This is a genomic window from Sphingosinicella rhizophila, from assembly GCF_032378825.1.
Taxonomy (GTDB): Bacteria; Pseudomonadota; Alphaproteobacteria; order Sphingomonadales; family Sphingomonadaceae; genus Allosphingosinicella; species Allosphingosinicella rhizophila.
On record NZ_JAVUPU010000004.1, the window covers coordinates 386,984 to 408,019 of the forward strand.

Genomic DNA, 21,036 nt, shown 5'->3' on the forward strand with positions numbered 1-21,036 from the left:
GGAAGCGGTCCCGCGATCACGCCACAGGATGCTCGAGAACCAGACCCTAGCTGGCCAAATATCCGGTCGGGGCATCGAGGCTTTCGGCTTCCCCCTCCGTGTCCGCAAGCGGCCCCTCCGGCACGGCATCGGCAAGCGTCAGGCCGTCGAGGATGCGGGCGGTTTCGTCGCGCACCCGCATCATCACACGATGCAGCCGGCATTTGTCCTCGCTCACGCAATTGGTACATTGTTCATAAGCGAGCCGGCTGACGCAAGGGAGCAGACCGAGCGAGCCGCGGGTCAAACGGACGATCTCGCCATAGCTGATCTCGTCCGGCTTCTTGGCGAGCCAATAGCCGCCGTCGCGCCCGCGCCTGCTGCCGACAAAGCCCTGGCGGCTCATCTGGGACAGCATCACCGTGAGGAATTTCGGGGGAATATTCTGCGCTTTGGCGATCTCCCCAAGCTGGACCGGCCCCTCGCCATATCTGTCGGCCAGGTGGAGGAGCGCCCGGATTGTATACCGCGTCCGTTGAGAAAGCATGGGCCGCTAATGAACCTTGCCGATGCCCTTTGCAATCTGCGAAAATCTACAACGGCGCCAAGATGTTCCGGCCGGTTCAGCCGGTCGGGCCGAGCTTCAGGGTGGCCCGAAGCCCGGCCCCCGGAGCGTTGTCCAGGCTGAGCGTCCCGCCGTGATTTTCGGCGACGGCCCTGGCAATCGACAGGCCCAGCCCCGTCCCGCCGGTGGCGCGGTTGCGCGATTCCTCGACGCGATAGAAGGGTTCGAGCACATGCTCGAGCTGCTCGGGGGGGATGCCTGCACCGTTATCCAGCACCTCGATCCCGACCGATTCACCGTCGCGCCGTACCGAGATGCTGACCGATTCGCCATATTTGAGGCCGTTGTCGATGAGGTTTCGTATGGCGCGGCGCAGGAGGTTGGGCTGGACCTTCAGCACCTCTCGCGCGCTCGTCGCCAGCGTCACATCATGCCCCATCTCCCGATATTCCTCGACCAATGCGTCGACCAGGGCAGTGACGTCCATTACCCGTTCCTCTTCACGGGACCGTCCCGATCTGGCGAGCACCAATATATCCTCCAGCATCGTCGCCATCTCGTCGATGATCTCGCCCATGCGCTGTCTTTCACTTTCCGGTTCGATGCTTTCGACGCGAATGCGAAGCGAGGCCAAGGGCGTCCGCAGATCATGGCCGATCGCGCCGAGCATCCGGTCCTTTTCGTCCAGCAAGGCGACGACACGGCGGTTCATGGCGTTGAAGGCTTCGAGCGCGCGGCGGAGGTCGGCCGAGCCGCGCGGCTCCACCAGAGCAGGCGTGCCACGGCCGCCGAAGCGTTCGGCGGCGCGGGCCAGATCGCGCAACGGCCGCGCGATCCGGATCGCGATCAGCGAAGATGCCCCGAGCACGATCAGATAGAGGAGCAAGGTGGCGGCCGCGAGCCTGAGCGTGAGAAAGGGATCGGGGCGAGGAATGACGAGGCGGCCGTTCAGCCATGCATTGGAGTCGAGCCGCGCCGACAGGATGAGGATGCGATGCTCTTCCGCCTTGCCCGTGCCGGACCGTGGTCTCCGGCGCTCCGTCACTTCCGTTGCCCGCGCCTCTCCGGCCCTGATGCCCGCCGTCGCCAGGGCCTGGGTCAGCCGTGCCTCGATCTGGGGATGGCGTTGCGCCTGCACCGGCACGGCGCTTGCACCTGCGATCGCGAAGCGCGCGCCGCGCCGGCTATTGTCCTCGATAACGGCGTCGCGAAACTCGGCAGGCGCCTGCCTCAGATCCGTCGCGACGGTCACGAAGCGGTTGATCGCCGGGCCCTGGGTCTGGGCAAGGGTGAGCTTCTGCCGCTCGTTGAGGATCAGTGCGAAATTGACGATCTGGGCGACGAGCAAGGCCAGCCCCAGCAGGAGCGCCATCTGGCCGGCGAGGCTCTTGGGCATGAACCGCCTCACAGGCGCCTTACCTCAGGCGCGAACATATACCCTCCGCCCCAGACGGTCTTGATCAGCTTGGGATCGGAGGGGTCGGCCTCGATCTTCTTGCGCAGCCGGCTGATATGATTGTCGACGCTGCGTTCGAAGGCGGCAAGCTCTCGTCCCTGGCTGAGGTCGAGCAACTGGTCGCGGGTCAGCACCCTCTTGGGATGTGTAACGAAGGCGAGCAGCAGATTATATTCGCCGGTCGACAAGGGAACGGCGATGCCGTCGCCGCCGACCAGTTCGCGCTCGCCGGTCTTCAGGACCCAGGGGCCGAACGCATAGCCGTCGGCATCCGGCGCATGGACCATCGTACCCTGTCCGCCCGTCCGGCGCAGCACCGCCTTGATCCTGGCCTCCAGCTCGCGCGGACTGAACGGCTTCGTCACATAATCGTCGGCGCCGAGTTCCAGTCCCACGATCCGATCCGTCTCTTCGGCCCTGGCGGTCAGCAGGATGATGGGGGTCGGACTGGTGGCGCGGACGTAACCGGCCAGGGAAAGCCCGTCTTCACCCGGCATCATGATATCGAGGAGGATGAGGTCGATGGCGTGGGCGGCGAGAATCTGTCGGGCCGTCGCGGCATTTTCGGCCTTGGTGACCCGAAAGCCGCTGCGGCCGAGATAGGAAGCGAGCGGATCCCTGATGTCGCGTTCGTCATCGACCAGAAGGATATGGGGCTCGCTTGCCATTCTTCATTCCTGTTGCGTGAGACGAAGGCTCCGGAACTTTCGCCCCGGAACCTCCAGCCTTAGTTGAACATGTTGGCAAGGACAGCGCCGACGATGCCGCTGGTGATCGCCACCAGCACCGCATCATTGTCGGACCGAACCCAGCGATAGCCGCGCGGCGCGTCGCGGAGCCGGTAGGCCCTCGGATTGTCGATCATCCGGTAGCTGCGGGCATAACGCCGGTCGAACCTCTGGCCCTTGCTCCAACGGTGGCTCTGCCGATAGCTGCTCTTCATGGTGCGCTGGCCGTCATCATTGTGCCGGACCTGCTCGTACCGGCCGCGATCATTGTGACCGAACGGCGCGGCTGCGGCCGGGACGGCGGGGATGGCGGCGACCGAAGCGGCGGCGGCTGCGAGGATGAGCTTCTTCATTTCGTGTCTCCTTTTCAAAACGCCGTGATCGGCGTTGAGACCCAGATGGAGCCTGCCTGTCCCATGTTTTTGTCGGACCACCGGCAAATTGGTCGCAATCTGTATCATCGGCTCGTCCGCCGCTTCTTCCACGCCGCCCTCATTCGTGTCTCAGGGCGTCGATCGGGTTGAGCGCCGCGGCGCGACGGGCCGGAAAATAGCCGAACACGATCCCGATCAGCGCCGAAAAGGCGAAGGCGACGAGGTTGATTTGCGGATCGAACAGGAACGGCACCTGGATGATGGGCGCGAGAATGACCGTGGCGGCGAAGGCGAGCACCAGTCCGATGAATCCACCCAGGCAGGCCAGCACGATCGCCTCGACGAGGAATTGCAGCAGCACCTCGCGGGCGACGGCCCCTATGGCGAGGCGGATGCCGATCTCCCGGGTCCGCTCGGTCACTGAGACGAGCATGATGTTCATGATGCCGATGCCGCCGACTAGCAAACTGACCGCCGCCACCGCGCCCATCACGGTGGTGAGGATGCGCGTGGTTCCAGACAATGTCTGGGCGATCTGCTGCGTGTCGGTGATGCGGAAATTATCCTCTTCGCCCGGCTGGATGCCACGCCGCTCGCGAAGCAGCCCCTCGATCGAGCGCTGCACCGTCGCCGTTTCGTAGGCGGCGTCCACGGAGACCATGATGTTGCCGACATCCGTATCGCCGGTGAAGCGCCGCTGCACGGTGCGGAGCGGCATGATCACGATATCGTCCTGGTCGTTGCCGAAACCGCCCTGGCCGCGCGCCGCAAGCGTGCCGATCACGTCGCAGCTGACCGTGCCGAGACGAAAGCGTTCGCCGACCGCTTCCTCCCCCCGGAACAGATTCTGCCGCACCGTATTGCCGATGATGCAGACGGCCCGGCCGGCCTGTTCCTCGGCCGGAGTGAAGGTCCGGCCGGCCGAAAGCTGCCATTGCTGCGCGACCAGATAGTCGCTGGTCGTCCCGTTGATGCTGGTGTCCCAATTGGCTGCGTTGCGGACCGCCGTGGTCGAGGTCTGCACCTGCCCCGCCACCGCTGTCACGCCTGCCGTCTGTTCCCGGATCGCGGCCACGTCCTCCAGATCGAAATCCGGGGGCCGCGGCCCGCCGCCGCCGCGGCCGAAGCCCTGGCCCGGCCTGACCGTCAGGATGTTGGAACCGAGGCTGGAAATCTGATCGGACACGGCCTTGGTGGCGCCATTGCCGAGCGTCACCATGGTGACCACGGCCGACACGCCGATGACGATGCCGAGCGTCGTCAGGAACGAACGGAGCAAATGCCGCCTGATTTCGCGGAAGGCGAGGACGATCGTGGTGCCGATGATCATGCCTGCTCCTTCACATCCGTCCGCTCGACCAGTCCGTCCTTGAAGTGGATGATGTTGCGGGCGAATTCGGCCATGTCCGGTTCGTGTGTGACCATGACCACGGTGATGCCCGCCTTCCGGTTGAGATCGGTCAGCAGCTCCATGATCTCGATGGACCGCTGGCTGTCGAGATTGCCGGTCGGTTCGTCCGCGAGCAGGACATCGGGATTGGTGACGATCGCCCGCGCGATGGCGACACGCTGCTGCTGCCCGCCCGACAGTTCGGCCGGACTATGGTTCCACCAGTCGGCGAGGCCCACCTTGTCGAGCGCGGCCATGCCGGCATCGTGGCGACTGGCCTTGTCCTCGCCGCGATAGAGAAGGGGCAGTTCGACATTTTCGAGCGCATTGGTGCGGGCGAGCAGGTTGAAGCCCTGGAAGACGAAGCCGAGATAGCGGCGGCGGAGCAAGGCTCTTTGATCGCGGTCGAGCCGCTCCACATGCACATTCTTGAACAGGAATTCACCGCTGGTCGGCACGTCCAGGCAGCCCAGGATGTTCATCGTCGTCGACTTGCCGGAACCCGAAGGCCCCATGACCGCAACGAAATCCCCGCGCGCGATGTCGAGATCGACGCCCTTGAGCGCCTGGAAGGCGGCCGGGCCGCTGCCGAACGTCTTCGTGACACCACGCAACCGGATGATGGGCTCGCTCATTCGGGCGCCGCCAGACGGCCGGTAATCACCTTCATGCCGGGTGCCAGGTCCTTTCCGCTCACGACCGTCCGGCTGCCGTCGGTGGCGCCGGTGGTGACCTGGATCGCCCTCGGCTCGCCATTCTCGCCGAGCACGTAGATTCGCTGCTGGCTGCCGCGGCCGATGCCGACCTGCCGTTCGGGCCGATTGCCGCCGAAGCCGCGGCGGGGCAGCAGCACGTCGGTAACGCCGCCGCCTTTGCCATTGCCGCCACGCGCTTCACGCTCCGGCGAGAAACGCAAAGCGGCGTTCGGCACAAGCAACTGGTTGCGGGCCTGCGCCGTCTGGATGTCGGCGGTCGCCGTCATGCCCGGGCGAAGGATGAGCTCGGGATTCTGCACACTCAGATCCGCGGTATAGGCGACGACATTGCCCGCGGCGGCGGTGCCGGAGGTCGAGGCCGCACCATCGGAAGCATTGGCGCCGACATCGACGCGAAGGATCTGCGCCGGGAAGACCCGCCCCGGATAGGCATCGACCGCGAAGGTGGCGCGCTGACCCGCTTTCACCTGGCCCACATCGGCTTCGTCGACCTTCACCTCCAGCTTCATCTGGCTCAGATCCTCGGCGATGACGAACAGGACCGGCGCGGAGAAGGATGCGGCCACGGTCTGGCCGGGATCGACCTGGCGCGACAGCACCACTCCGGTGACGGGCGAATAGATGGTCGCCTTGCTGAGGTTGGTCTGCGATGTCGCCAGCACGGCGCGCGCTTGAGTCACTTGCGCCTGCGCAGCGCGAACGGCGGCCACCGCGCGCTGGCTTTCGGCACGGCCGGATTCCAGTTCCACCATGGAAGGCACCTTGCCGCCGGACAGGCGATGAACCTGCTCCAGGCGGGCAAGGTTGGCGCGTGCCTGGACCTGGGTCGCATTGGCCTGCGCGACCTGGGCCTGCGCGGCCGCCACCGACGCCTCATTCTGACGGATCGTGTCGATCAGGCGGGCAGTATCGAGCCGGGCAAGCGGCTGGCCGCGCACCACCTGATCATTATTCTCCACATAGACATTCGTGATCAGACCCGATTGCTCGGAACCGACATCGACCTGGTTGGTCGGCTGCAGATTTCCCGTGGCCGACACGGTGACCGTGAGCGAGCCGCGCCGCACCTGCTCCGTCGCATAAGCGGCCTCGGCGGCACCTCCGAACTGCTGGAACAGAAAATAGAGAATGACCCCCACAACGAGCGCGCCCAGGGCCAGAAAGGCCCGGCGCCGGCCCGGCCTTGCGGGCGAGACACCGAGGAATTCGTCGAGATCGGGACCCGAGTCGGCAGGGCCACCGGTGACCGTCTTTGTCGTCATGTCGTTCATGTCGCTGTCCCGCTTGAAGGATCATAAGGCGCCCAGCCGCCGCCCAGGGCCCGGTAGAGCTGGACCGTGCCGAATGCCTGGTCGGCCATGCTAGCCATCAGTCCTTCGCGGGCCGACAGCAATGTTCGCTCGGCTTCGAGCAGGATCTGGAAATCGCTGAGACCGGCGCGATATTGGCTTCGCGCGAGGATCGCGCTGTTGTTCGCGGCATCGAGCGCGATCGCGAATTGGCCTTGCCGTTCGCGCGCGGCTTGCAGCGTGACGAGCCCGTTTTCGACATCTTCGAGGCTGGTGAGCACGGCCTGACGATAGGTGGCGAGCGCCGCCTCGGTCGCGGCTTGCTGCGACCGGACCTGCGAACGCAGACGACCGCCGTCGAACAGGACCTGGCTCAGGCCGGCGAAGATATTGCCGGTGACGGCATCGAAGAGGGTTCCCAGACCGAGTGCAGAGGTCCCGATATTCCCGCTCAGCCGAAGCTCGGGCAGAAGCGCCGCCTGGGCCACGCCGATACGGGCGGTCGCAGCGGCGAGCCTCCGCTCGGCGGATCGAACGTCCGGGCGCTGACGAAGCGTATCGGCCGGAATACCGACGGCAATGTCCTGTGGTGGCGTCGGTATCGGCTGCGGCTGCATCAAAGCGGTGGTGAGCGCGCCCGGCGCATCGCCGGTCAGCACCGACAGGCGATAGGTGGCGCTGGCAAAGGCGGCTTCCAATGTCGGGATCGAAGCCGCGGTCTGGGCCCGCGCGGCCCGCGCCTGTTCGGCATCGAGAGAGGAAACCAGCCCTGCCTGGACGCGCCAGCCGGCGATTTCCAGATTGTCGTCGGCAATGGCGAGCGTGTCCCGCGCGATCTGGAGCCGCTGCTGCGCCAGGCGCGCGTCGATATAATTGGTGGCGATCTCGGCGACGATGGCAACCTGGACCGAGGCGAGATCGAAGGCGACACTTTGTTCGTCCGCGCGCGCCGCTTCGACGCTGCGGGTCACGCCGCCAAAAAGATCGGCTTCCCAGGCCGCGTCGACGCCCAGCGAGAGATTGGTGCCGCGGTCGCCATCCGTGTCGAGGCTCTGCCCGGCGCCGCCCGAAGCGACGACGCTTGGCGTCCGTCCCGCGCGGGCCTGGACCAAAGCCTCACGAGCCTGCCGCAGCCGCGCAGTGGCAATTGCCAAGTCGAGATTGTCGCTGATCCCCCGTGCGACGAGCCGATCGAGTATGGGATCGCCGAACCGCTCCCACCAGCGCACCAGCGCTTCCGGCGCCTGGGGATCGGCGGAGTCGCCATGATAGGAGGCGGGCACTTCCAGTTCGGCCGGAGCGGGCGCCACATAATTGGGCCCGACCGTCGCACAGGCGGACAGCGGCATGGCCAGAAGGAGCATCCATTTCTTCATTCCGGCTGTCCTGCTCTCCGGTGCGAGGGGTTCGGGTCGGCGGAAGAGTGAAATGGCGGCGGCCTGTCCCACAATTGTGTTCTGGCCCGGGAAAATTGTCGCAAATTGTATCAATTGCGGATGGTGCGAACGCGCGTCTGCAATTCCTTCGCGCGCCGAACGCTTGTGCCCGGACATCGATCCGCCCCCCCATTCCCTGTCCTGATGGCGTCCGGATTTCATGATCCCGAGGCCGAGGCCCGGTTCCGCGGCCAGGCGGAGCGACATCAGGACGGCTGGACAATGTGTTGAAAATTTTATCCTAACGGGAAAAGATCGAATCTGGGGAAGAAGATATGAAAATGCGTCCGGCCGCCATGGTCGCTCTCGCTTTGGCCGTTGCGATCCCGGCGGCGAACGGTCCGGCCGTCGCGCAGCCGGCGGCCGATGCCGCCCCGCAGCGGAACGACGAGGAATATGGAAAGCTCATCAGCCAGCATCTGATGGACAAGCGGATTTCGACCGAGCTGGTCGATCATCTTCCGGCCTCCGACACCGTCCCGTCGCCGCTTAAATTCTTCGGACGCATTCCCGGCACGCCGAAGGAGCTGACCTATGCAAAGGACATCCACCGTTACTATCAGGAGCTTGCCCGCACATCGCCGCGCGTCCGCTACTTGAAGATCGGCGAGACCGAGGAAGGCCGCGACATCGTGGTTCTGGTCATCGCCGATGAGGCCACGCTAAGCAATCTGGACAAATATAAGGGGGATCTCGCCGCCCTTACCGACCCGCGACGCACCACCGATGCACAGGCGCGAGAGATCATCAGGACGGCCAAGCCGATCTACTGGGTGACGAGCGGGATACATTCCTCCGAAACCGGCGGGCCCGAAACCTTGATCGAAACCGCCTATCGGCTGGCCGTCGAGGAGACGCCCTTCATCCGGAACATCCGCGACAACATCATCACCTTCATCACGCCGGTGCTGGAGGTGGACGGGCGCGAACGGATGGTCGACACTTATTATTACGGCAAGGAGACGGGCAAGCCGAAGCCGCCGCTGATGTATTGGGGCAAATATGTCGCGCACGATAATAATCGCGACGGGCTCGGCCAGTTTCTGAAACTGACCCAGCATGTCACCAAGACCTTGCTCGAGTGGCATCCCACGGTGCTCCACGACCTGCACGAGGCCCAATCCTATCTCTACGCTTCGACGGGGAGCGGCCCTTACAACGTCTCGCTCGATCCGCTGGCGTCGCAGGAATGGTGGCTGCTGGCGCAGACCGAAGTCATGGAAATGACGAAGCGCGGGGTACCTGGCGTCTGGACCTACGGCTTCTATGACGGCTGGGTCCCGAACTACATGTTCTGGATCGCCATGACCCACAATGCGTTCGGCCGCTTCTACGAAGTGCAGAGCTACGGCCCCGACCCCCGGCCCGAGCTGAAGCTTCCCCCGACCACCACCAGCCGCGAATGGTACCGCCCCAATCCGCCGCTCCCCTCGATCGCCTGGGGACCGCGTAACAACGTCAATATCCAGCAATCCGCCCTGCTGATCGCCCTCAACAAGGTCGCGGAGGACCGGGCCCTCTATCTCGAAAATTACTGGCTGAAGAACAAAAGGGCGGTGGAAAAGGGCAAGGCGCAGGGGGAGGTCAATGCCTGGGTGGTGCCGGCGGCCCAGACGGCCCGGCTCAACGCCGTCGACATGCTGAACGCTCTCATCCGGCAGGGCGTCGAGGTCAGCATCGCGGACCAGGCCTTCGCAGCCGGAGGAGTCCAGGTCGCGGCAGGCGACTATGTCATCCGCGCCGATCAGCCTTTCCGGACCCTGGTCGACATGTATACCAGCGTCCAGACCTATCCCACGGGCAATCCGCGTCCCTATGACGACACCGGCTGGACGCTCCAATACATGCGCAATGTCGATCTTAAGATGGTGCGCGATCCCGCTATCCTGAACCAGACCATGACAAGGCTGTCCGGAGAGATCGCTCCAAGGGGAATGATCACCGGTTCCGGAACCACCATCCTGGTCGACCATAATGGCGACAATGCGCTGATGAGTTTCCGCTTTCGTCTGAAGGACGTGCCGATGATGGCGGCCCAGGAGGCATTCCAGGCCGGAGGCCGCAAATATGCGGCCGGCACCTTCATCATCCCCGATGCCGATCGGGCGCTGGTCGAGCGGGTCGTCGCCCAGCTCGGGCTTTCCGGCCAGGCGGTACCGAGAATGCCCAAGGTCAAGTCTCACCCGCTGACCGTGCCGCGCATCGGCTATATGCATTCCTGGCTTCGGACGCAGGACGAGGGCTGGTGGCGCGCGGCGCTCGACCATTATGACGTGCCTTATACCTATTTCGCGGACATCAAGGCGCGCGAGGGCGGGCTTCGCCAGAAATATGACGTGATCATCTATCCGACCGTCGGCGGCGGCGTAGCCGATGCGGTAAACGGCGTTCCCAAGGACGGTCCGGAGCCGATACCCTATAAGAAAACCGATCTGACGCCGAACCTCGGCACGCTCGATTCGGCCGACGACATACGCGGCGGCCTGGGCACCGACGGCATGGCCGAGCTCAAGCGGTTCGTCGAGGAAGGCGGCACCCTGATCGGCGACGGAACCACGGTCGAGGCCCTCGCCACCTATGGCATCGCGCAGGGGCTCAGTGTTTCGACGCCGCCCGATCTCTATACGAAGGGCGCGATCATGCGGGGCGTCTTCGCCGACAAGGCGAGCCCGCTCACCTATGGCTATCGTGGCGAGGAGATGCCGATCTATTTCTCCCAGGCGCCGGTCCTGACAGTCGGCCGCGTCGCACCCGTCCAGCCCGGCCGCGACCTCGTCCAGAACATCACGCCCAATGCGGTGCCGGTGAAGATCACGCCCTGGCGGGACGGCGACATCATATCGGCACCCCCGCCCCCCGAGGGCCTTTCATCATTCGGCGGCCGCGGCGGCCGGGAGGCCACGCAGAAGCCGCGCACGATCATGCGCTTCCCGGAAAAAGCCGAGACGATATTGCTGAGCGGCATGCTGAGCGGCGGCGAGGCGCTGGCCAGCAAGGCGCTGGTGGTCGACGTGCCGCGGGGCAAGGGACATATGGTGCTCTATGCGCTGCGCCCCTTCTGGCGGTGGCAGACTCAGGGCAGCTATTTCCTGGGCTTCAACGCCATCATCAACTGGGACCGATTGGACGTGGGCGCGCCGCCAGTGGAGGCGGGCAAGAACTGACCGGACCCACCGGAGATCCGGCGGCCTCGGCCTTCCGTGCCCGTCCGTGCGAGGGGCGATTGGCGACGTGAAACTGGTCACGGTTCCATTCGTTTCGATGGGACAAGGATTCCCATATCGAGGAGACCATGAGCGCCCATGACAATGCGATTTTTCAGCCCTTGCTAAAAAGGCTGAGCAAGCTTTCGCCACTGGATGAAGCGGACCGAAGGGCGATGACTTCCCTGCCGACGACCATCGAAGTGGTTTCACGAAACGCCTATCTGGTCCGGGAGGGGGCCGTGACGAAGCGATGTTGCTTGCTGTTGCGCGGCTATGCGTGTCGGCACAAGACGACGGGTGACGGCGGCCGTCAGATCGTATCCTTCCATTTGCCCGGAGACCTTCTGGACCTGCAGCAATTGCTGCTTCCGCGTGCTGACCACAATGTCCAGGCGATCTCTATGGCGACGATTGCCTGGATCCCGTCGGCAGAGCTTCAGCGCCTCTTGCGAGCGCGGCCGAATGTGGCCGGAGCCTTGTGGCGAGACAGCCTGGTCGAAGCATCGATATTCCGGGAATGGGTCCTGAATGTCGGCCGGCGCGACGCCAAATCCCGCATCGCGCATTTGCTGTGCGAATTCGCCGCACGACAGGACGCAGCGGGCCTGGGCGGTCCTGAACGTTTCGAATTGCCGATGAGTCAGGAGGACATTGCGGATGCCACCGGCTTTACCCCCGTTCACGTGAACAGGATGCTCCAGGCGCTTGTCACCGACGGCGTGATCGTTCGCGACGTGCGCAAGATCGAGATCGCAGATCTGGACAGGATGCGCCGCATCGCGGACTTCGATCCGGCCTATCTGCACGAGGCGGCTTGATACGCAGCCCTGGCGCGGCCGACGTTGAAGGCTCGTGCGCTTAGCCATGAGCCTATTTCAGGCTCATGGCCGCAAGGCCTTGACCGTGTCCTCTTTCGAATTGCGCGCGGTCGTGAGGGTCAGCACATCCCCGCTTCGGACGACGAGCAGAAGATCGCCCCGGAAATCCACGACCTCGATCCATTCGTCGAGCCCGAGAATGCCCTGTCTAACTTCATGGCTGATGATCGAACGCAGGCTTTCCACCGCTTCTCGCCGAGCGGTGTCGACATCTGTCAATTCCAGTCCCTCCGGATCTTCGATCCGTTCGTTGGGTGACACGATGTGGAAGAAGAAAAGCGGCATCGATCTCCGTCCGGTGAGCAGTCAGCCGCTCGATCGACTTCACTGCGCCCCTATCTGATAGTCTTCGCCTTATTGATCTGACGGAGTAAGCGCTTTGCCAGAGGGGCTGGTTCCTGCAGGTGCGACATTTTTGTGCGATACCGCACAAATACCCTCTCAAGCCCCTTCAACGAGATGAATCTCTCCCTACATGCGATATATCGCTCGCAGACTTTCCAGGGCGCGAGCGGCTGGAAGACATTCTCCTTTCGCCCCAGATTGACAGGGGGAAGGGAATGCTTCCGGACCAGTCGTTTACGCGCAATGCGATCCTTTCGTCCTTGCTCCCGGCGGACTGGACTTTGCTCCAGCCGCACCTGCAGCGCATCGAATTGTCGCGGGGGTTCGAATTTTTCGCCGCCGACACGCCGGTCGAACATGTCTATTTCCTCGAAGGAGGCGTCGCCTCCATCGTCTGCGAATGTGGCGGTGAAGAGGTCGAGGTAGGCCTGGTCGGCCGCGAAGGCTTCACGGCCAGCTTCATGCTGATGGGCACCGACCGGTCACCCGATAAATCGTTCGTGCAGATCGACGATTCCACGGCACTGCGCATCGGCGCGGACCGGCTGGCGGAAATGGTGGCGGAGAGCGCCTCCCTGCGCGCGCGCCTGCTTCTCTTCAACCATGTCCTGAGCGTGCAATGCGCCCGAACCGCAGCAGCGAATGCGAGCGCAGAAATACCGCAGCGGCTGGCCCGCTGGCTTCTGATGTGTCACGATCGCGTCGGCGGGGACGTGCTGAACCTGACCCACGAATTCATGTCGATGATGCTGGCTGTGCGGCGCGCCGGTGTCACGGTCACGCTTCATTTGCTGGAAGGCGTCGGGGCGATCTCGGCGCGGCGCGGTGAAGTCACGATTCGGAATCGAGGCAAACTCGAAGATATGGCGGGCGAGATTTATGGTGTTCCCGAAGCTGAATATCGGCGATTACTGGGACCCTTGGCCTAGACTAGTTGATTTAGATCAAGCGCGTCTGTGCGAAAGCGCACATTAGCCATCCTAAGTATTTCAACATATTGGCTCTTTGGTCTATAGACAACGCGGCCGGGTTGTTTTTCCGGATACTTAGGTGATGTTGCTTCGTTAGGCTGGTGTCGGCGAATGCGTCTTTGTTCCAGTGGACCGGTTTCGAAGAGGGAAAATGGAGGCGAGCATTCCATGCTTCGCAAAACGCAAGATTTACCTTTTGCCGCCCTGCCGCGGAGCTCCTTTCCTTTGTGCCGGTCCGAGATAGAAGAGCAGCTTGAAAGCGCCGATCGCCGGTTGACCGAACTTATCGAACCATGCGGCCTGAGCGTCGCCGCGCGGCGGACATTGGCTCCCGCCGGTCGGGAGCATCAGCACGTCTATCGCCTCCGTTCCGGATGGTGCGCGCGCGTGCGTTACCTTCGCGACGGAGGTACCCAGGTGACCGCGATTCTGCTGCCGGGAGACCTCGTGTCCGTCCGGTCCATGCTCCTGGAGGTGCAGCCGGAGGAGATCGCGACGGTCACCGCCTGCGAATTCGATGTCGTGAGCATAGCGAAGCTTCGAAAGGCCGCCGCCTCTTCCTCCCTGATGATCCGGTTATGGTGGCAGACACTGGAGGACGAGCGGCGGCTCCACAATTGGCTGGTGGCGCTAGGCCGCGGCTGCGCCGAGGAACGGCTCGCCCTCTTGCTCCTCGACATACGCGGCCGTCTCGCTCTTGCGCGATCGATCGGCAGCAATGACGACGAATTTCCCTGGCCGCTGACGCAGCAGGATCTTGCCGACATACTGGGTCTCACAGCCGTGCACGTCAACCGGACGCTTCAGAATTTGCGTGCGAAGGGCCTGGTCGAGGTGAAGTCACGCAGGGCGAGGATCGATGTTCCGGCATTGCACCGCCTGGCGTATCCCCTGCTCGACATCTTCGAGCGCAATCGCCCGGAATTTGGCGCGCCCATTTTGGCTGTCGCTTAGATCATGATCGTTTCCGATCGGATCGATCTGAAGCGTGAATCATGGCCCAAACATTTGAAAGAGCCTGATTCAGGACATCGGTGGAAGCGCAAGCGCTGCCATTTCCCGACGATCAGGCTCGCGTTCCACTCCCGAATTTCGCTTTGTGCGTTGCCGCACCAAAGTCGGCGATACACTTGGCAATGATGAAGGGCGCCCGCATCGCTGAGCGAAAGTCGGGGGTCGATGTCTCTTCCAAGTCAGTCCTATACGCGAAACCTGTTGCTCGGCGCGATGCCGGAAGACGATTTCGCGACGCTGCAGCCCCATCTCGTCCGCATCGAGCTCAACCGCAACGATGTCCTCTTCGAATGCAACCTCCCGATCGAACAGACCTATTTCCTTGAATCGGGGGTGGCGTCGATCGTTTCGTCCGAGGACGGGGAACAGATCGAGGTAGGCATCCTGGGCCGCGAGGGCGTATCCGGCATTCCGGTGCTGTTGGGGGCGGATCGGACGCCTCACCGGGCCTTCATGCAGGTAGGCCCCAGCACTGCCCTGAGGATGGAGGCCGGCCGGCTACGCGACGCAGCCAATGCGAGCGAAAGCCTGCGGACGATCTTGCTGCGCTTCGTGCAGGCTTTCATGGTGCAGACCGCGCAAACCGCAACGGCCAGCGGCAATTATAGCTTGCCGGAGCGGCTCGCCCGCTGGTTGCTCATGTGCCACGACCGCGTGGATGGCGACGAATTGGAGCTCACCCATGATTTCATGGCGATGATGCTCGCGGTGCGACGATCGGGAGTTACCGTCACGTTGCACACCCTTGAGGCCGCGGGCGCGATCCGTGCCATGCGGGGCCGGGTCATTGTCCGCGACCGCAAGAAATTGCTTGCCGTCGCCGGCGACAGCTATGGCCGGCCCGAAGAGGAATATCGGCGCCTGATCGGACCGTTCGGCAAGAGCATATAGTCAACCAGATTGGGCGGCGCTCAGTTCTCCCAATTTTCCCCTTCCGGCGTGCCGCGTCCGAGCTTGTCGGGGAGGGGTTCGCCGGCGGGCGTGAATGCGAGCGACACGGAATTGATGCAATAGCGTTCCCCGGTAGGAGGCGGCCCGTCCGGAAAGACATGGCCCTGGTGGCCGCCGCACCGGGCGCAGACGATTTCGGTGCGGACCATGCCATGGCTGGTATCGCTGATGGTGCGAAGATGGCCATCGGCGAAGGGCGTGGTGAAGCTCGGCCAGCCGGTCCCGCTTTCGAATTTGGTACCGCCGCCGAACAAGGGCAGGCCGCAGAGCCGGCAGGTGAATATGCCGTCCCGCTTTTCGTCGAGGAAGACGCCGCAGAAGGGCGCTTCGGTGCCATGTTGGAGAAGGACGCGCCGTGCCTGGTCGTCGAGATCGGCGGCCAGTTCCCGTAACTGCTCCTCGGTCGGCGGCGTCAGGTCGAATTGCCTGCTATCGGCTTGCCCGGCATCGGTCATAAATCTCTCCTCTGCTGGCCCAGAAAGCGGCCCAACGGCATATAGGTTCCGGGCATCGAGAATGGGAGAGCCGCCGGCAAAGATGGCGCGGAGCATCGCGATCCACGTGGCCGCCATTGCCAAAGCCGCGCTTTCATGCACGACATGCGGCAACGATGCCCCGACACTGGAATGCAGGGGCCGGAGGGGGAAACATGACGGCAGGAGCGCAGGGCGGCAGGTCGGGGCTGCAGAAACGGTACATCGTGGTGCTGATGTGCGCCCTGGCGACCTTCATCTGCTATATCGACCGGGTCAATATTTCGGTCGCGATCATTCCGATGGCGGAGGAATATGGCTGGTCGGGCACCACCAAGGGCCTGGTCCTGTCCTCTTTCTTCATCGGCTATATGGCCGCGATGATCCCGACCGGCTGGCTGGCCAACCGGATCGGCGGCCGGATGCTGCTGGGCGTGGCCCTGATCTGCTGGTCGCTCTTCACGCTCGTCACCCCGATCGCGGCGGCGGTGTCTTTCGGGACGCTCATCGCCACCCGGATCCTGATGGGCGCGGGCGAGGCGGCGAGCTTTCCGGCAATCTACAATCTGCTTGCACGCTGGATGCCTGGACCGGAGAAATCGCGCGCGGCCGCGATCAACCTGACGGGCATCCCCCTTGGCACTATCTTCGCCTTGCTCGTCACCGGCTGGCTGGTCGAAAATTACGGATGGGAGAGCGTCTTCTACGCCTTTGGCGGAGCGGGATTGGTGTTTGCCATCTTCTGGTTCCGGCTGATCCATGCACGGCCCGGCGTCCATCCCACGATCGGTGCCGAAGAGCGCGCTTTGCTGGCGCCGATCGAGACCGAAACGGGGACGGTGCGCCAGCCCATCCCATGGCGCGTGCTGCTGTCCCACAAGGCGGTCTGGGCGCTGATCATCAACCATTTCTGCAACAATTGGACGCTCTATCTGATGCTCGCCTGGCTGCCGAGCTACTTCCGGGACGTTCAGCACATGTCGATCGCCGGATCGGGCCTGTTCGCCATCGGGCCGTGGATCTGCCAGTTCGTCATCGGCAATGCCGCCGCCGTGACGGCCGACAAGATGATCGCGGGCGGCGCCGATGTGACGCGGGTCCGCCGTCTGATGCAATGCGGCGGGCTGGTCGGCAGTGCGGCTTTCTTCCTCCTCGCGCTCCAGGCGACCACTCCGGCCATGGCCTTGTTCTGCATGTGCGGTGCGCTCGGCGTTGGCGCGCTCGCCTTTGCGGGTTTTGCGGTCAACCATCTCGACATCGCGCCGCGCCATGCCGACGTGCTGTGGGGGATCACCAACACGGCGGGGACCTTGCCGGGCATCATCGGCGTCGCCGCGACCGGGCTGCTGCTCGATCTTACGGGCGGCTATACGGCGACCTTCCTGCTCGCCGCGGGCGTGAACCTGGTCGGCGCCGCGGTGTGGCTCGCGTGGGGAACGGGGCGGCGCATCATCGACTGATGCGGCGGCACTGGCCGTCGATCACGGTCAGGCCTGTGCTTTGGGGCTCATCCAGGGAAGCCAGTCGAGATCGAGGTTCCCGCCGGTGATCATGATGCCGACCCGGCGGTCCTTGAGATCGAGGCCTGTCCCGGATGTAGCGGAATAGGCGACCGCGCCCGAAGGTTCGACGACGATCTTTAGCACTTCCCACATCCGCCGCATCGCAGCGATGATCGCCGTATCGGATACGGTGACGATGTCGTCGACGTGTCGCTGGATCTCGGCAAAGGTGCGCTCGCTCAGCGACGTCAGCAGGCCATCGGCGATGGTGTTCGGCTTTATGGACGGCAATATGCGGCCCGCTTTCACGGAGCGGAAGGCATCGTCGGCGCCCGCAGGCTCGACGGCGACGACCTCGATATCCCGCTTCAGGCTCTTGGCCGCCACCGCTGTCCCGCTGAGCAGGCCGCCGCCGCCTACCGCACACAGGATCAGATCGAGATCGGGACAATCCGTCAGCAGCTCGACCGCCGCCGTGCCCTGGCCCGCCATGACCATGAGATTGTCATAGGGATGGATGAAGGTGGCTCCGGTGTCGGCCACGACCCGCGCGGCATTGCTCTCGCGCGCCTCGAGCGTGGGCTCGCATAAGATGATCTCGCCGCCGTAGCGCCGCACATTGTCCTGCTTCGCCACGGGTGCATTGTCGGGCATGACGATATAGGCGGGAATGCCGCGCAAGCCGGCGGCGCGGGCGAGCGCTGCGGCATGGTTGCCAGAGGAATGGGTCGCTACGCCCTGTCGGGCCTCTTCGTCGGTAAGCGCGAACACGGCATTGGCCGCGCCGCGTGCCTTGAAGGCCCCCACCTTCTGCAAATTCTCGCATTTGAAGAAGAGCCGTGCGCCGGCCATCGCATCGAGGGTCTCGCTGGTCATGACCGGCGTGCGATTGACCCGGCCTTCTATCCTCGCGGCCGCCTCACGGATGAGATCGAGGGTGAGAGGCGGGTACTGATTCTCTGCCATGGGCTTGAACTTCATTTCCGAATGTGGGGCCGTAGAAAGCCTCATCTTCGAAACAGCGAGGGAGGGCGGCCGTCAAGGCCCAATCGCTTCTCGAAAAGACCTGCGGCGATTGCGATCATGACCGGCGCGCGCGGTCACATCAAGTATCCCGAAACGCACAGGCTTGCCGATCGGATCATCACGTCGCAATTGCACGAAATCGGCGAGATGAAACGTCTGGCCGGGTACATCTCGATTGGCCGACAGTCCTAATGCCGGAAAGCGGGACGGGTGGCCCGAACGGGCATTCAACTAGACACGTGACCGCCCGCCCCCCTATCCTGGTTTTGGCAGGCTGATCCCATCCATATTAGCTCAAGGCGTTATGGGACCCGGACAGATTGGTTTCCAACAGGGGATTTGGGGGGAATTATGAAATTGATCCGTGTTTTGGCTTGCGTCCTCGCAATGGCAAGCGCCTCGAGTGGGGCATTCGCGCAGATGGAAATTGACGTTCCGGCCATGGCGGTCGCGCTCAAGAAAGACATGGGCAGCAACAAGCCTTACGAACTCTTTCCGAACCGGGTGATGGTCGCCGGATATAATCTTGGCGCCTATCGCACCGCGACTGCGGTCGGCACCGCGCGGGGCCTGCTTGGCGGCGGATATAATGCAAAATCGAAGGTCGAACTGACCGCGGAAGGGATCGATGAAGCCCTGCTGACGCGGATCGCGGATGCGGCCTATGCCGATCTTGTTGCGCAACTGGGCGCCGCCGGTTTCGAGGTCGTTCCCCTCGATCAGGCCATGGCATCGCCCGGCGCGGCAAAACTCAAATTCGGTGGTGTGCCATATGAATCGACCGTACCGGTCGAAAATGGCAAGAAGCGCGCCTTGATCGTCGGACCTGGCGCCACCGGCGTGCGCCGAAATTACCCGCTGGCCAAGCTCGAAATCGGTTCGTTCGGCGCTCCGGGCTTATCTTCCGAACTGCAAGCCATGATCGTCATGCCCAACGTCGTCCTCGACTTCGCGCAGTTGAAGGGAAGCAAGTTCGGCAACAAGGCGACGTCCGAGGCCGAACTGCAATTTGCCATCGATCCCTATCATACCAGGGGCCGGGTAATGGCATCGACACGCAGCCAATTCGCGGAAGGCGACATAATCTACGTGCTGGCCGACGACGTGGCATCCGACGCCGATTTTGGCGCTATCGGCAAATCGGCGAGCCGCGACAATGGATTGGAACGCGGCCTTGGTGCGGCACTCGGCATGGGCGTTGTGGCCAAGTCGAAAAAGGAAGCGACAGTCCAGATCGACCCGCAGAGCTATGAAAAGTTGGCTCGGTCGGCGGTACGTGGTTGGAATGCCGCGCTGGTCGCGCAGATGAAGGCCGCGGTCGGGCGCTGATGCCCCGCAACGGCCGGATGTTCAGAACAGCCCCTGCGCGGCCTCGCGGCCGAAACTGCGGCCCCTGAAGGGGTCCATTGAACAAGCCGGCGCTCCGCCATAGGCAAAGCTCGCCTTTGGATAAGCGACCGGCATGCAGACGATGAGCACCTGACTTGCTACGCCCATGACGGAGGCGACCTGCGGACCGGGCGTCATTCGACCTTCGTCCCGCCGGGAGAGGCAGTGTCTTGCGAGCGTTCATGTTCGATTGTGGCCCATTCGTAGAGCATGAAGTCTGCCAGGGCCCGCAACGGCTGATTCCATCGTGCGCGCTCCGCCACATACATCCGTGCCGCTGCGGCTTGGTCCGCGCGCAGGCAAAGTCCGGCGTCTTTGAGCAGGGCCCAAGCCTCGTCGAAGCGCCGATGCCAGTCGGCCGCTTCCGCTGCAGCCGGCAGATGAGCCTTGTTGTCTGATGTGAGCCCGGTGAGCAGGTCGTCAGCCGCCTCGATCAGTTCGGCGATTCCGGTCGAGTGGAGCAGCCGGCGATAACGGTGCGGATCGAGTGCACTCCGGATCAGCGCAGCCGTGTCGAGCGCGATGAGCAGGATCCGCGGCAGGGCGTAGGAGGGATCGCGATAGTGAAAATATCGTAGCACCGGATAGAACATATGGGACTGGTGTATCTGGCGCAGGAAGTCCGCCTTGGCGCTCACATGTTGCCGCGCATCGTCCAGCGTCCCAGAGCCGGCAAAGCGGGCGATCAGCGCCGCCGCATCGCCGCTTCGCCCCGTCAGGTGATGGAGTCCCTGCGCGAAAGCGTTACGGCCGGTGAGATGGGAATACACCGAAAGGAAGTAGGTGATCGACATGCTGAAATAGGCGAAACCAAGGGCCGCCGCCGCGACTGTAAGAAGCCGGTAGGCATCTGCTTCCGGTTTGAGGTCGCCGACGCCGAGCGTGGTGATATTGAATCCGCTATAATAGAAAGCTGCTGCCCAACTGGTCTCGGTTGGGCCTGAGCCCGCCAGGATGGCAGTCCCCAAAGCCGGCTTGAAGATGAGGGCGAAGCCAGCGTTCAGAAGGAGGAACCAGCCGAGCAGGGTCGCGCTTATCACGACCGGGCCGCTATACGAGAGGAAGTTTCGCCGCCGGCGGCCGTGGAGAAGGCCGCCGCCCAGGCGGAACAACAGCCAAACCGCGGATGATAGCGGCTTGCGAACTGGTCCGTGCCGACTGGCCGGAAACAATACGGTGAAGAAGACATCCGCGGTCGTCACCAGCACGATCGCGACGCCAGCAAGGGTGAGAAGAAGATTCATGCTGTCGGTCCGCCAAGGGGACGGCAAAACGGATAACAGGGCTGGCCCGCGGATGTTCCCCAAGCGGAAGCGGGATTGGGCTCGTGCGCAACCTGGGGGCCGGA

The 21,036-nt window shown here is 63.6% G+C and carries 21 protein-coding genes; 8 read left to right on the top strand and 13 right to left on the bottom strand.

Annotated elements, in window-relative coordinates; all coding sequences use genetic code 11:
- Window positions 1-46: 46 nt before the first annotated feature.
- The 8 genes from RQX22_RS10440 to RQX22_RS10475 form a co-directional block, all read right to left on the bottom strand.
- The gene (locus RQX22_RS10440; RefSeq protein ID WP_315726201.1) at window positions 47-526 is read right to left on the bottom strand and encodes an RrF2 family transcriptional regulator; all 480 of its coding nucleotides are present in this window, start codon (window positions 524-526) and stop codon (window positions 47-49) included.
- Between the two features lie 76 nt (window positions 527-602).
- Window positions 603-1,940 (bottom strand): sensor histidine kinase, encoded by a 1,338-nt coding sequence (locus RQX22_RS10445; protein WP_315726203.1) that lies wholly within the window; start codon window positions 1,938-1,940, stop codon window positions 603-605.
- An 8-nt stretch (window positions 1,941-1,948) separates the two neighbouring features.
- Window positions 1,949-2,668: a response regulator gene (locus tag RQX22_RS10450; RefSeq protein WP_315726205.1), complete on the bottom strand. Its 720-nt coding sequence runs from the start codon at window positions 2,666-2,668 to the stop codon at window positions 1,949-1,951.
- Window positions 2,669-2,727: 59 nt separating this feature from the next.
- Window positions 2,728-3,081, bottom strand: a complete 354-nt coding sequence (locus RQX22_RS10455; RefSeq protein WP_315726208.1) for an RcnB family protein — start codon at window positions 3,079-3,081, stop codon at window positions 2,728-2,730.
- 139 nt (window positions 3,082-3,220) lie between these two features.
- On the bottom strand, window positions 3,221-4,429 hold the full coding sequence (locus RQX22_RS10460; RefSeq protein ID WP_315726303.1) for an ABC transporter permease: 1,209 nt from the start codon (window positions 4,427-4,429) through the stop codon (window positions 3,221-3,223).
- Window positions 4,429-5,127 carry an ABC transporter ATP-binding protein gene (locus RQX22_RS10465; protein ID WP_315726210.1) on the bottom strand — a complete coding sequence of 233 codons (699 nt, stop codon included), beginning with the start codon at window positions 5,125-5,127 and terminating at the stop codon, window positions 4,429-4,431. The genes RQX22_RS10460 and RQX22_RS10465 overlap by 1 nt, the downstream gene beginning before the upstream one ends.
- Window positions 5,124-6,479, bottom strand: a complete 1,356-nt coding sequence (locus RQX22_RS10470; protein WP_315726212.1) for an efflux RND transporter periplasmic adaptor subunit — start codon at window positions 6,477-6,479, stop codon at window positions 5,124-5,126. Before RQX22_RS10470 ends, RQX22_RS10465 begins: the two co-directional genes overlap by 4 nt.
- Entirely contained in the window at window positions 6,476-7,873 is a 1,398-nt protein-coding gene (locus tag RQX22_RS10475; RefSeq protein ID WP_315726214.1) for an efflux transporter outer membrane subunit, read from the bottom strand. Before RQX22_RS10475 ends, RQX22_RS10470 begins: the two co-directional genes overlap by 4 nt.
- A gap of 335 nt (window positions 7,874-8,208) precedes the next feature.
- On the opposite strand from RQX22_RS10475, the gene RQX22_RS10480 reads away from it, so the two are divergent.
- Both RQX22_RS10480 and RQX22_RS10485 read left to right on the top strand, forming a co-directional pair.
- Complete coding sequence (locus tag RQX22_RS10480) at window positions 8,209-11,097, top strand: M14 family zinc carboxypeptidase (RefSeq protein WP_315726216.1); 2,889 nt, start codon at window positions 8,209-8,211, stop codon at window positions 11,095-11,097.
- A gap of 128 nt (window positions 11,098-11,225) precedes the next feature.
- Entirely contained in the window at window positions 11,226-11,957 is a 732-nt protein-coding gene (locus RQX22_RS10485; protein ID WP_315726218.1) for a Crp/Fnr family transcriptional regulator, read from the top strand.
- 63 nt (window positions 11,958-12,020) lie between these two features.
- Here RQX22_RS10485 and RQX22_RS10490 read toward each other — a convergent pair whose 3' ends face one another.
- Window positions 12,021-12,302 carry a DUF6894 family protein gene (locus RQX22_RS10490; protein WP_315726220.1) on the bottom strand — a complete coding sequence of 94 codons (282 nt, stop codon included), beginning with the start codon at window positions 12,300-12,302 and terminating at the stop codon, window positions 12,021-12,023.
- A gap of 275 nt (window positions 12,303-12,577) precedes the next feature.
- On the opposite strand from RQX22_RS10490, the gene RQX22_RS10495 reads away from it, so the two are divergent.
- The 3 genes from RQX22_RS10495 to RQX22_RS10505 all read left to right on the top strand — a co-directional run bounded on the left by RQX22_RS10495 (window position 12,578) and on the right by RQX22_RS10505 (window position 15,238).
- On the top strand, window positions 12,578-13,291 hold the full coding sequence (locus RQX22_RS10495; protein ID WP_315726222.1) for a Crp/Fnr family transcriptional regulator: 714 nt from the start codon (window positions 12,578-12,580) through the stop codon (window positions 13,289-13,291).
- A 315-nt stretch (window positions 13,292-13,606) separates the two neighbouring features.
- Window positions 13,607-14,287, top strand: coding sequence for a Crp/Fnr family transcriptional regulator (locus RQX22_RS10500; RefSeq protein WP_315726224.1), 681 nt, complete (start codon window positions 13,607-13,609; stop codon window positions 14,285-14,287).
- A 225-nt stretch (window positions 14,288-14,512) separates the two neighbouring features.
- Window positions 14,513-15,238 (top strand): Crp/Fnr family transcriptional regulator, encoded by a 726-nt coding sequence (locus RQX22_RS10505; protein ID WP_315726226.1) that lies wholly within the window; start codon window positions 14,513-14,515, stop codon window positions 15,236-15,238.
- A gap of 20 nt (window positions 15,239-15,258) precedes the next feature.
- Here the strand turns inward: RQX22_RS10505 and msrB are convergent, their stop codons facing one another.
- Entirely contained in the window at window positions 15,259-15,753 is a 495-nt protein-coding gene (gene msrB, locus RQX22_RS10510) for a peptide-methionine (R)-S-oxide reductase MsrB (protein ID WP_315726228.1), read from the bottom strand.
- Between the two features lie 194 nt (window positions 15,754-15,947).
- Between msrB and RQX22_RS10515 the strand changes: the two genes are divergently transcribed.
- A complete protein-coding gene (locus tag RQX22_RS10515) occupies window positions 15,948-17,231 on the top strand; it encodes an ACS family MFS transporter (RefSeq protein WP_315726229.1) in 1,284 nt (427 codons plus the stop codon).
- A gap of 27 nt (window positions 17,232-17,258) precedes the next feature.
- Here the strand turns inward: RQX22_RS10515 and RQX22_RS10520 are convergent, their stop codons facing one another.
- A complete protein-coding gene (locus RQX22_RS10520; protein WP_315726230.1) occupies window positions 17,259-18,239 on the bottom strand; it encodes a pyridoxal-phosphate dependent enzyme in 981 nt (326 codons plus the stop codon).
- Window positions 18,240-18,356: 117 nt separating this feature from the next.
- Between RQX22_RS10520 and RQX22_RS10525 the strand changes: the two genes are divergently transcribed.
- Window positions 18,357-18,491 carry a hypothetical protein gene (locus RQX22_RS10525; RefSeq protein ID WP_315726232.1) on the top strand — a complete coding sequence of 45 codons (135 nt, stop codon included), beginning with the start codon at window positions 18,357-18,359 and terminating at the stop codon, window positions 18,489-18,491.
- 195 nt (window positions 18,492-18,686) lie between these two features.
- The gene (locus RQX22_RS10530) at window positions 18,687-19,628 is read left to right on the top strand and encodes a hypothetical protein (RefSeq protein WP_315726234.1); all 942 of its coding nucleotides are present in this window, start codon (window positions 18,687-18,689) and stop codon (window positions 19,626-19,628) included.
- Window positions 19,629-19,649: 21 nt separating this feature from the next.
- On the opposite strand, the gene RQX22_RS10535 is transcribed toward RQX22_RS10530, so the two are convergent.
- Window positions 19,650-19,826 (bottom strand): hypothetical protein, encoded by a 177-nt coding sequence (locus RQX22_RS10535; protein ID WP_315726236.1) that lies wholly within the window; start codon window positions 19,824-19,826, stop codon window positions 19,650-19,652.
- Window positions 19,823-20,932 carry a potassium channel family protein gene (locus tag RQX22_RS10540; RefSeq protein WP_315726238.1) on the bottom strand — a complete coding sequence of 370 codons (1,110 nt, stop codon included), beginning with the start codon at window positions 20,930-20,932 and terminating at the stop codon, window positions 19,823-19,825. Before RQX22_RS10540 ends, RQX22_RS10535 begins: the two co-directional genes overlap by 4 nt.
- Between the last annotated feature and the right edge of the window lie 104 nt (window positions 20,933-21,036).

Coding starts and splice junctions, on each gene's coding strand:
- RQX22_RS10495 (WP_315726222.1), top strand. CDS start 12,578: ATGCTTCCGGACCAGTCGTTTACGCGCAATGCGATCCTTTCGTCCTTG.
- RQX22_RS10455 (WP_315726208.1), bottom strand. CDS start 3,081: ATGAAGAAGCTCATCCTCGCAGCCGCCGCCGCTTCGGTCGCCGCCATC.
- RQX22_RS10540 (WP_315726238.1), bottom strand. CDS start 20,932: ATGAATCTTCTTCTCACCCTTGCTGGCGTCGCGATCGTGCTGGTGACG.
- RQX22_RS10515 (WP_315726229.1), top strand. CDS start 15,948: ATGACGGCAGGAGCGCAGGGCGGCAGGTCGGGGCTGCAGAAACGGTAC.
- msrB (WP_315726228.1), bottom strand. CDS start 15,753: ATGACCGATGCCGGGCAAGCCGATAGCAGGCAATTCGACCTGACGCCG.
- RQX22_RS10450 (WP_315726205.1), bottom strand. CDS start 2,668: ATGGCAAGCGAGCCCCATATCCTTCTGGTCGATGACGAACGCGACATC.
- RQX22_RS10470 (WP_315726212.1), bottom strand. CDS start 6,479: ATGAACGACATGACGACAAAGACGGTCACCGGTGGCCCTGCCGACTCG.
- RQX22_RS10530 (WP_315726234.1), top strand. CDS start 18,687: ATGGCAAGCGCCTCGAGTGGGGCATTCGCGCAGATGGAAATTGACGTT.
- RQX22_RS10465 (WP_315726210.1), bottom strand. CDS start 5,127: ATGAGCGAGCCCATCATCCGGTTGCGTGGTGTCACGAAGACGTTCGGC.
- RQX22_RS10440 (WP_315726201.1), bottom strand. CDS start 526: ATGCTTTCTCAACGGACGCGGTATACAATCCGGGCGCTCCTCCACCTG.
- RQX22_RS10445 (WP_315726203.1), bottom strand. CDS start 1,940: ATGCCCAAGAGCCTCGCCGGCCAGATGGCGCTCCTGCTGGGGCTGGCC.
- RQX22_RS10535 (WP_315726236.1), bottom strand. CDS start 19,826: ATGACGCCCGGTCCGCAGGTCGCCTCCGTCATGGGCGTAGCAAGTCAG.
- RQX22_RS10475 (WP_315726214.1), bottom strand. CDS start 7,873: ATGAAGAAATGGATGCTCCTTCTGGCCATGCCGCTGTCCGCCTGTGCG.
- RQX22_RS10525 (WP_315726232.1), top strand. CDS start 18,357: ATGACCGGCGCGCGCGGTCACATCAAGTATCCCGAAACGCACAGGCTT.
- RQX22_RS10505 (WP_315726226.1), top strand. CDS start 14,513: ATGTCTCTTCCAAGTCAGTCCTATACGCGAAACCTGTTGCTCGGCGCG.
- RQX22_RS10480 (WP_315726216.1), top strand. CDS start 8,209: ATGAAAATGCGTCCGGCCGCCATGGTCGCTCTCGCTTTGGCCGTTGCG.
- RQX22_RS10490 (WP_315726220.1), bottom strand. CDS start 12,302: ATGCCGCTTTTCTTCTTCCACATCGTGTCACCCAACGAACGGATCGAA.
- RQX22_RS10520 (WP_315726230.1), bottom strand. CDS start 18,239: ATGGCAGAGAATCAGTACCCGCCTCTCACCCTCGATCTCATCCGTGAG.
- RQX22_RS10485 (WP_315726218.1), top strand. CDS start 11,226: ATGAGCGCCCATGACAATGCGATTTTTCAGCCCTTGCTAAAAAGGCTG.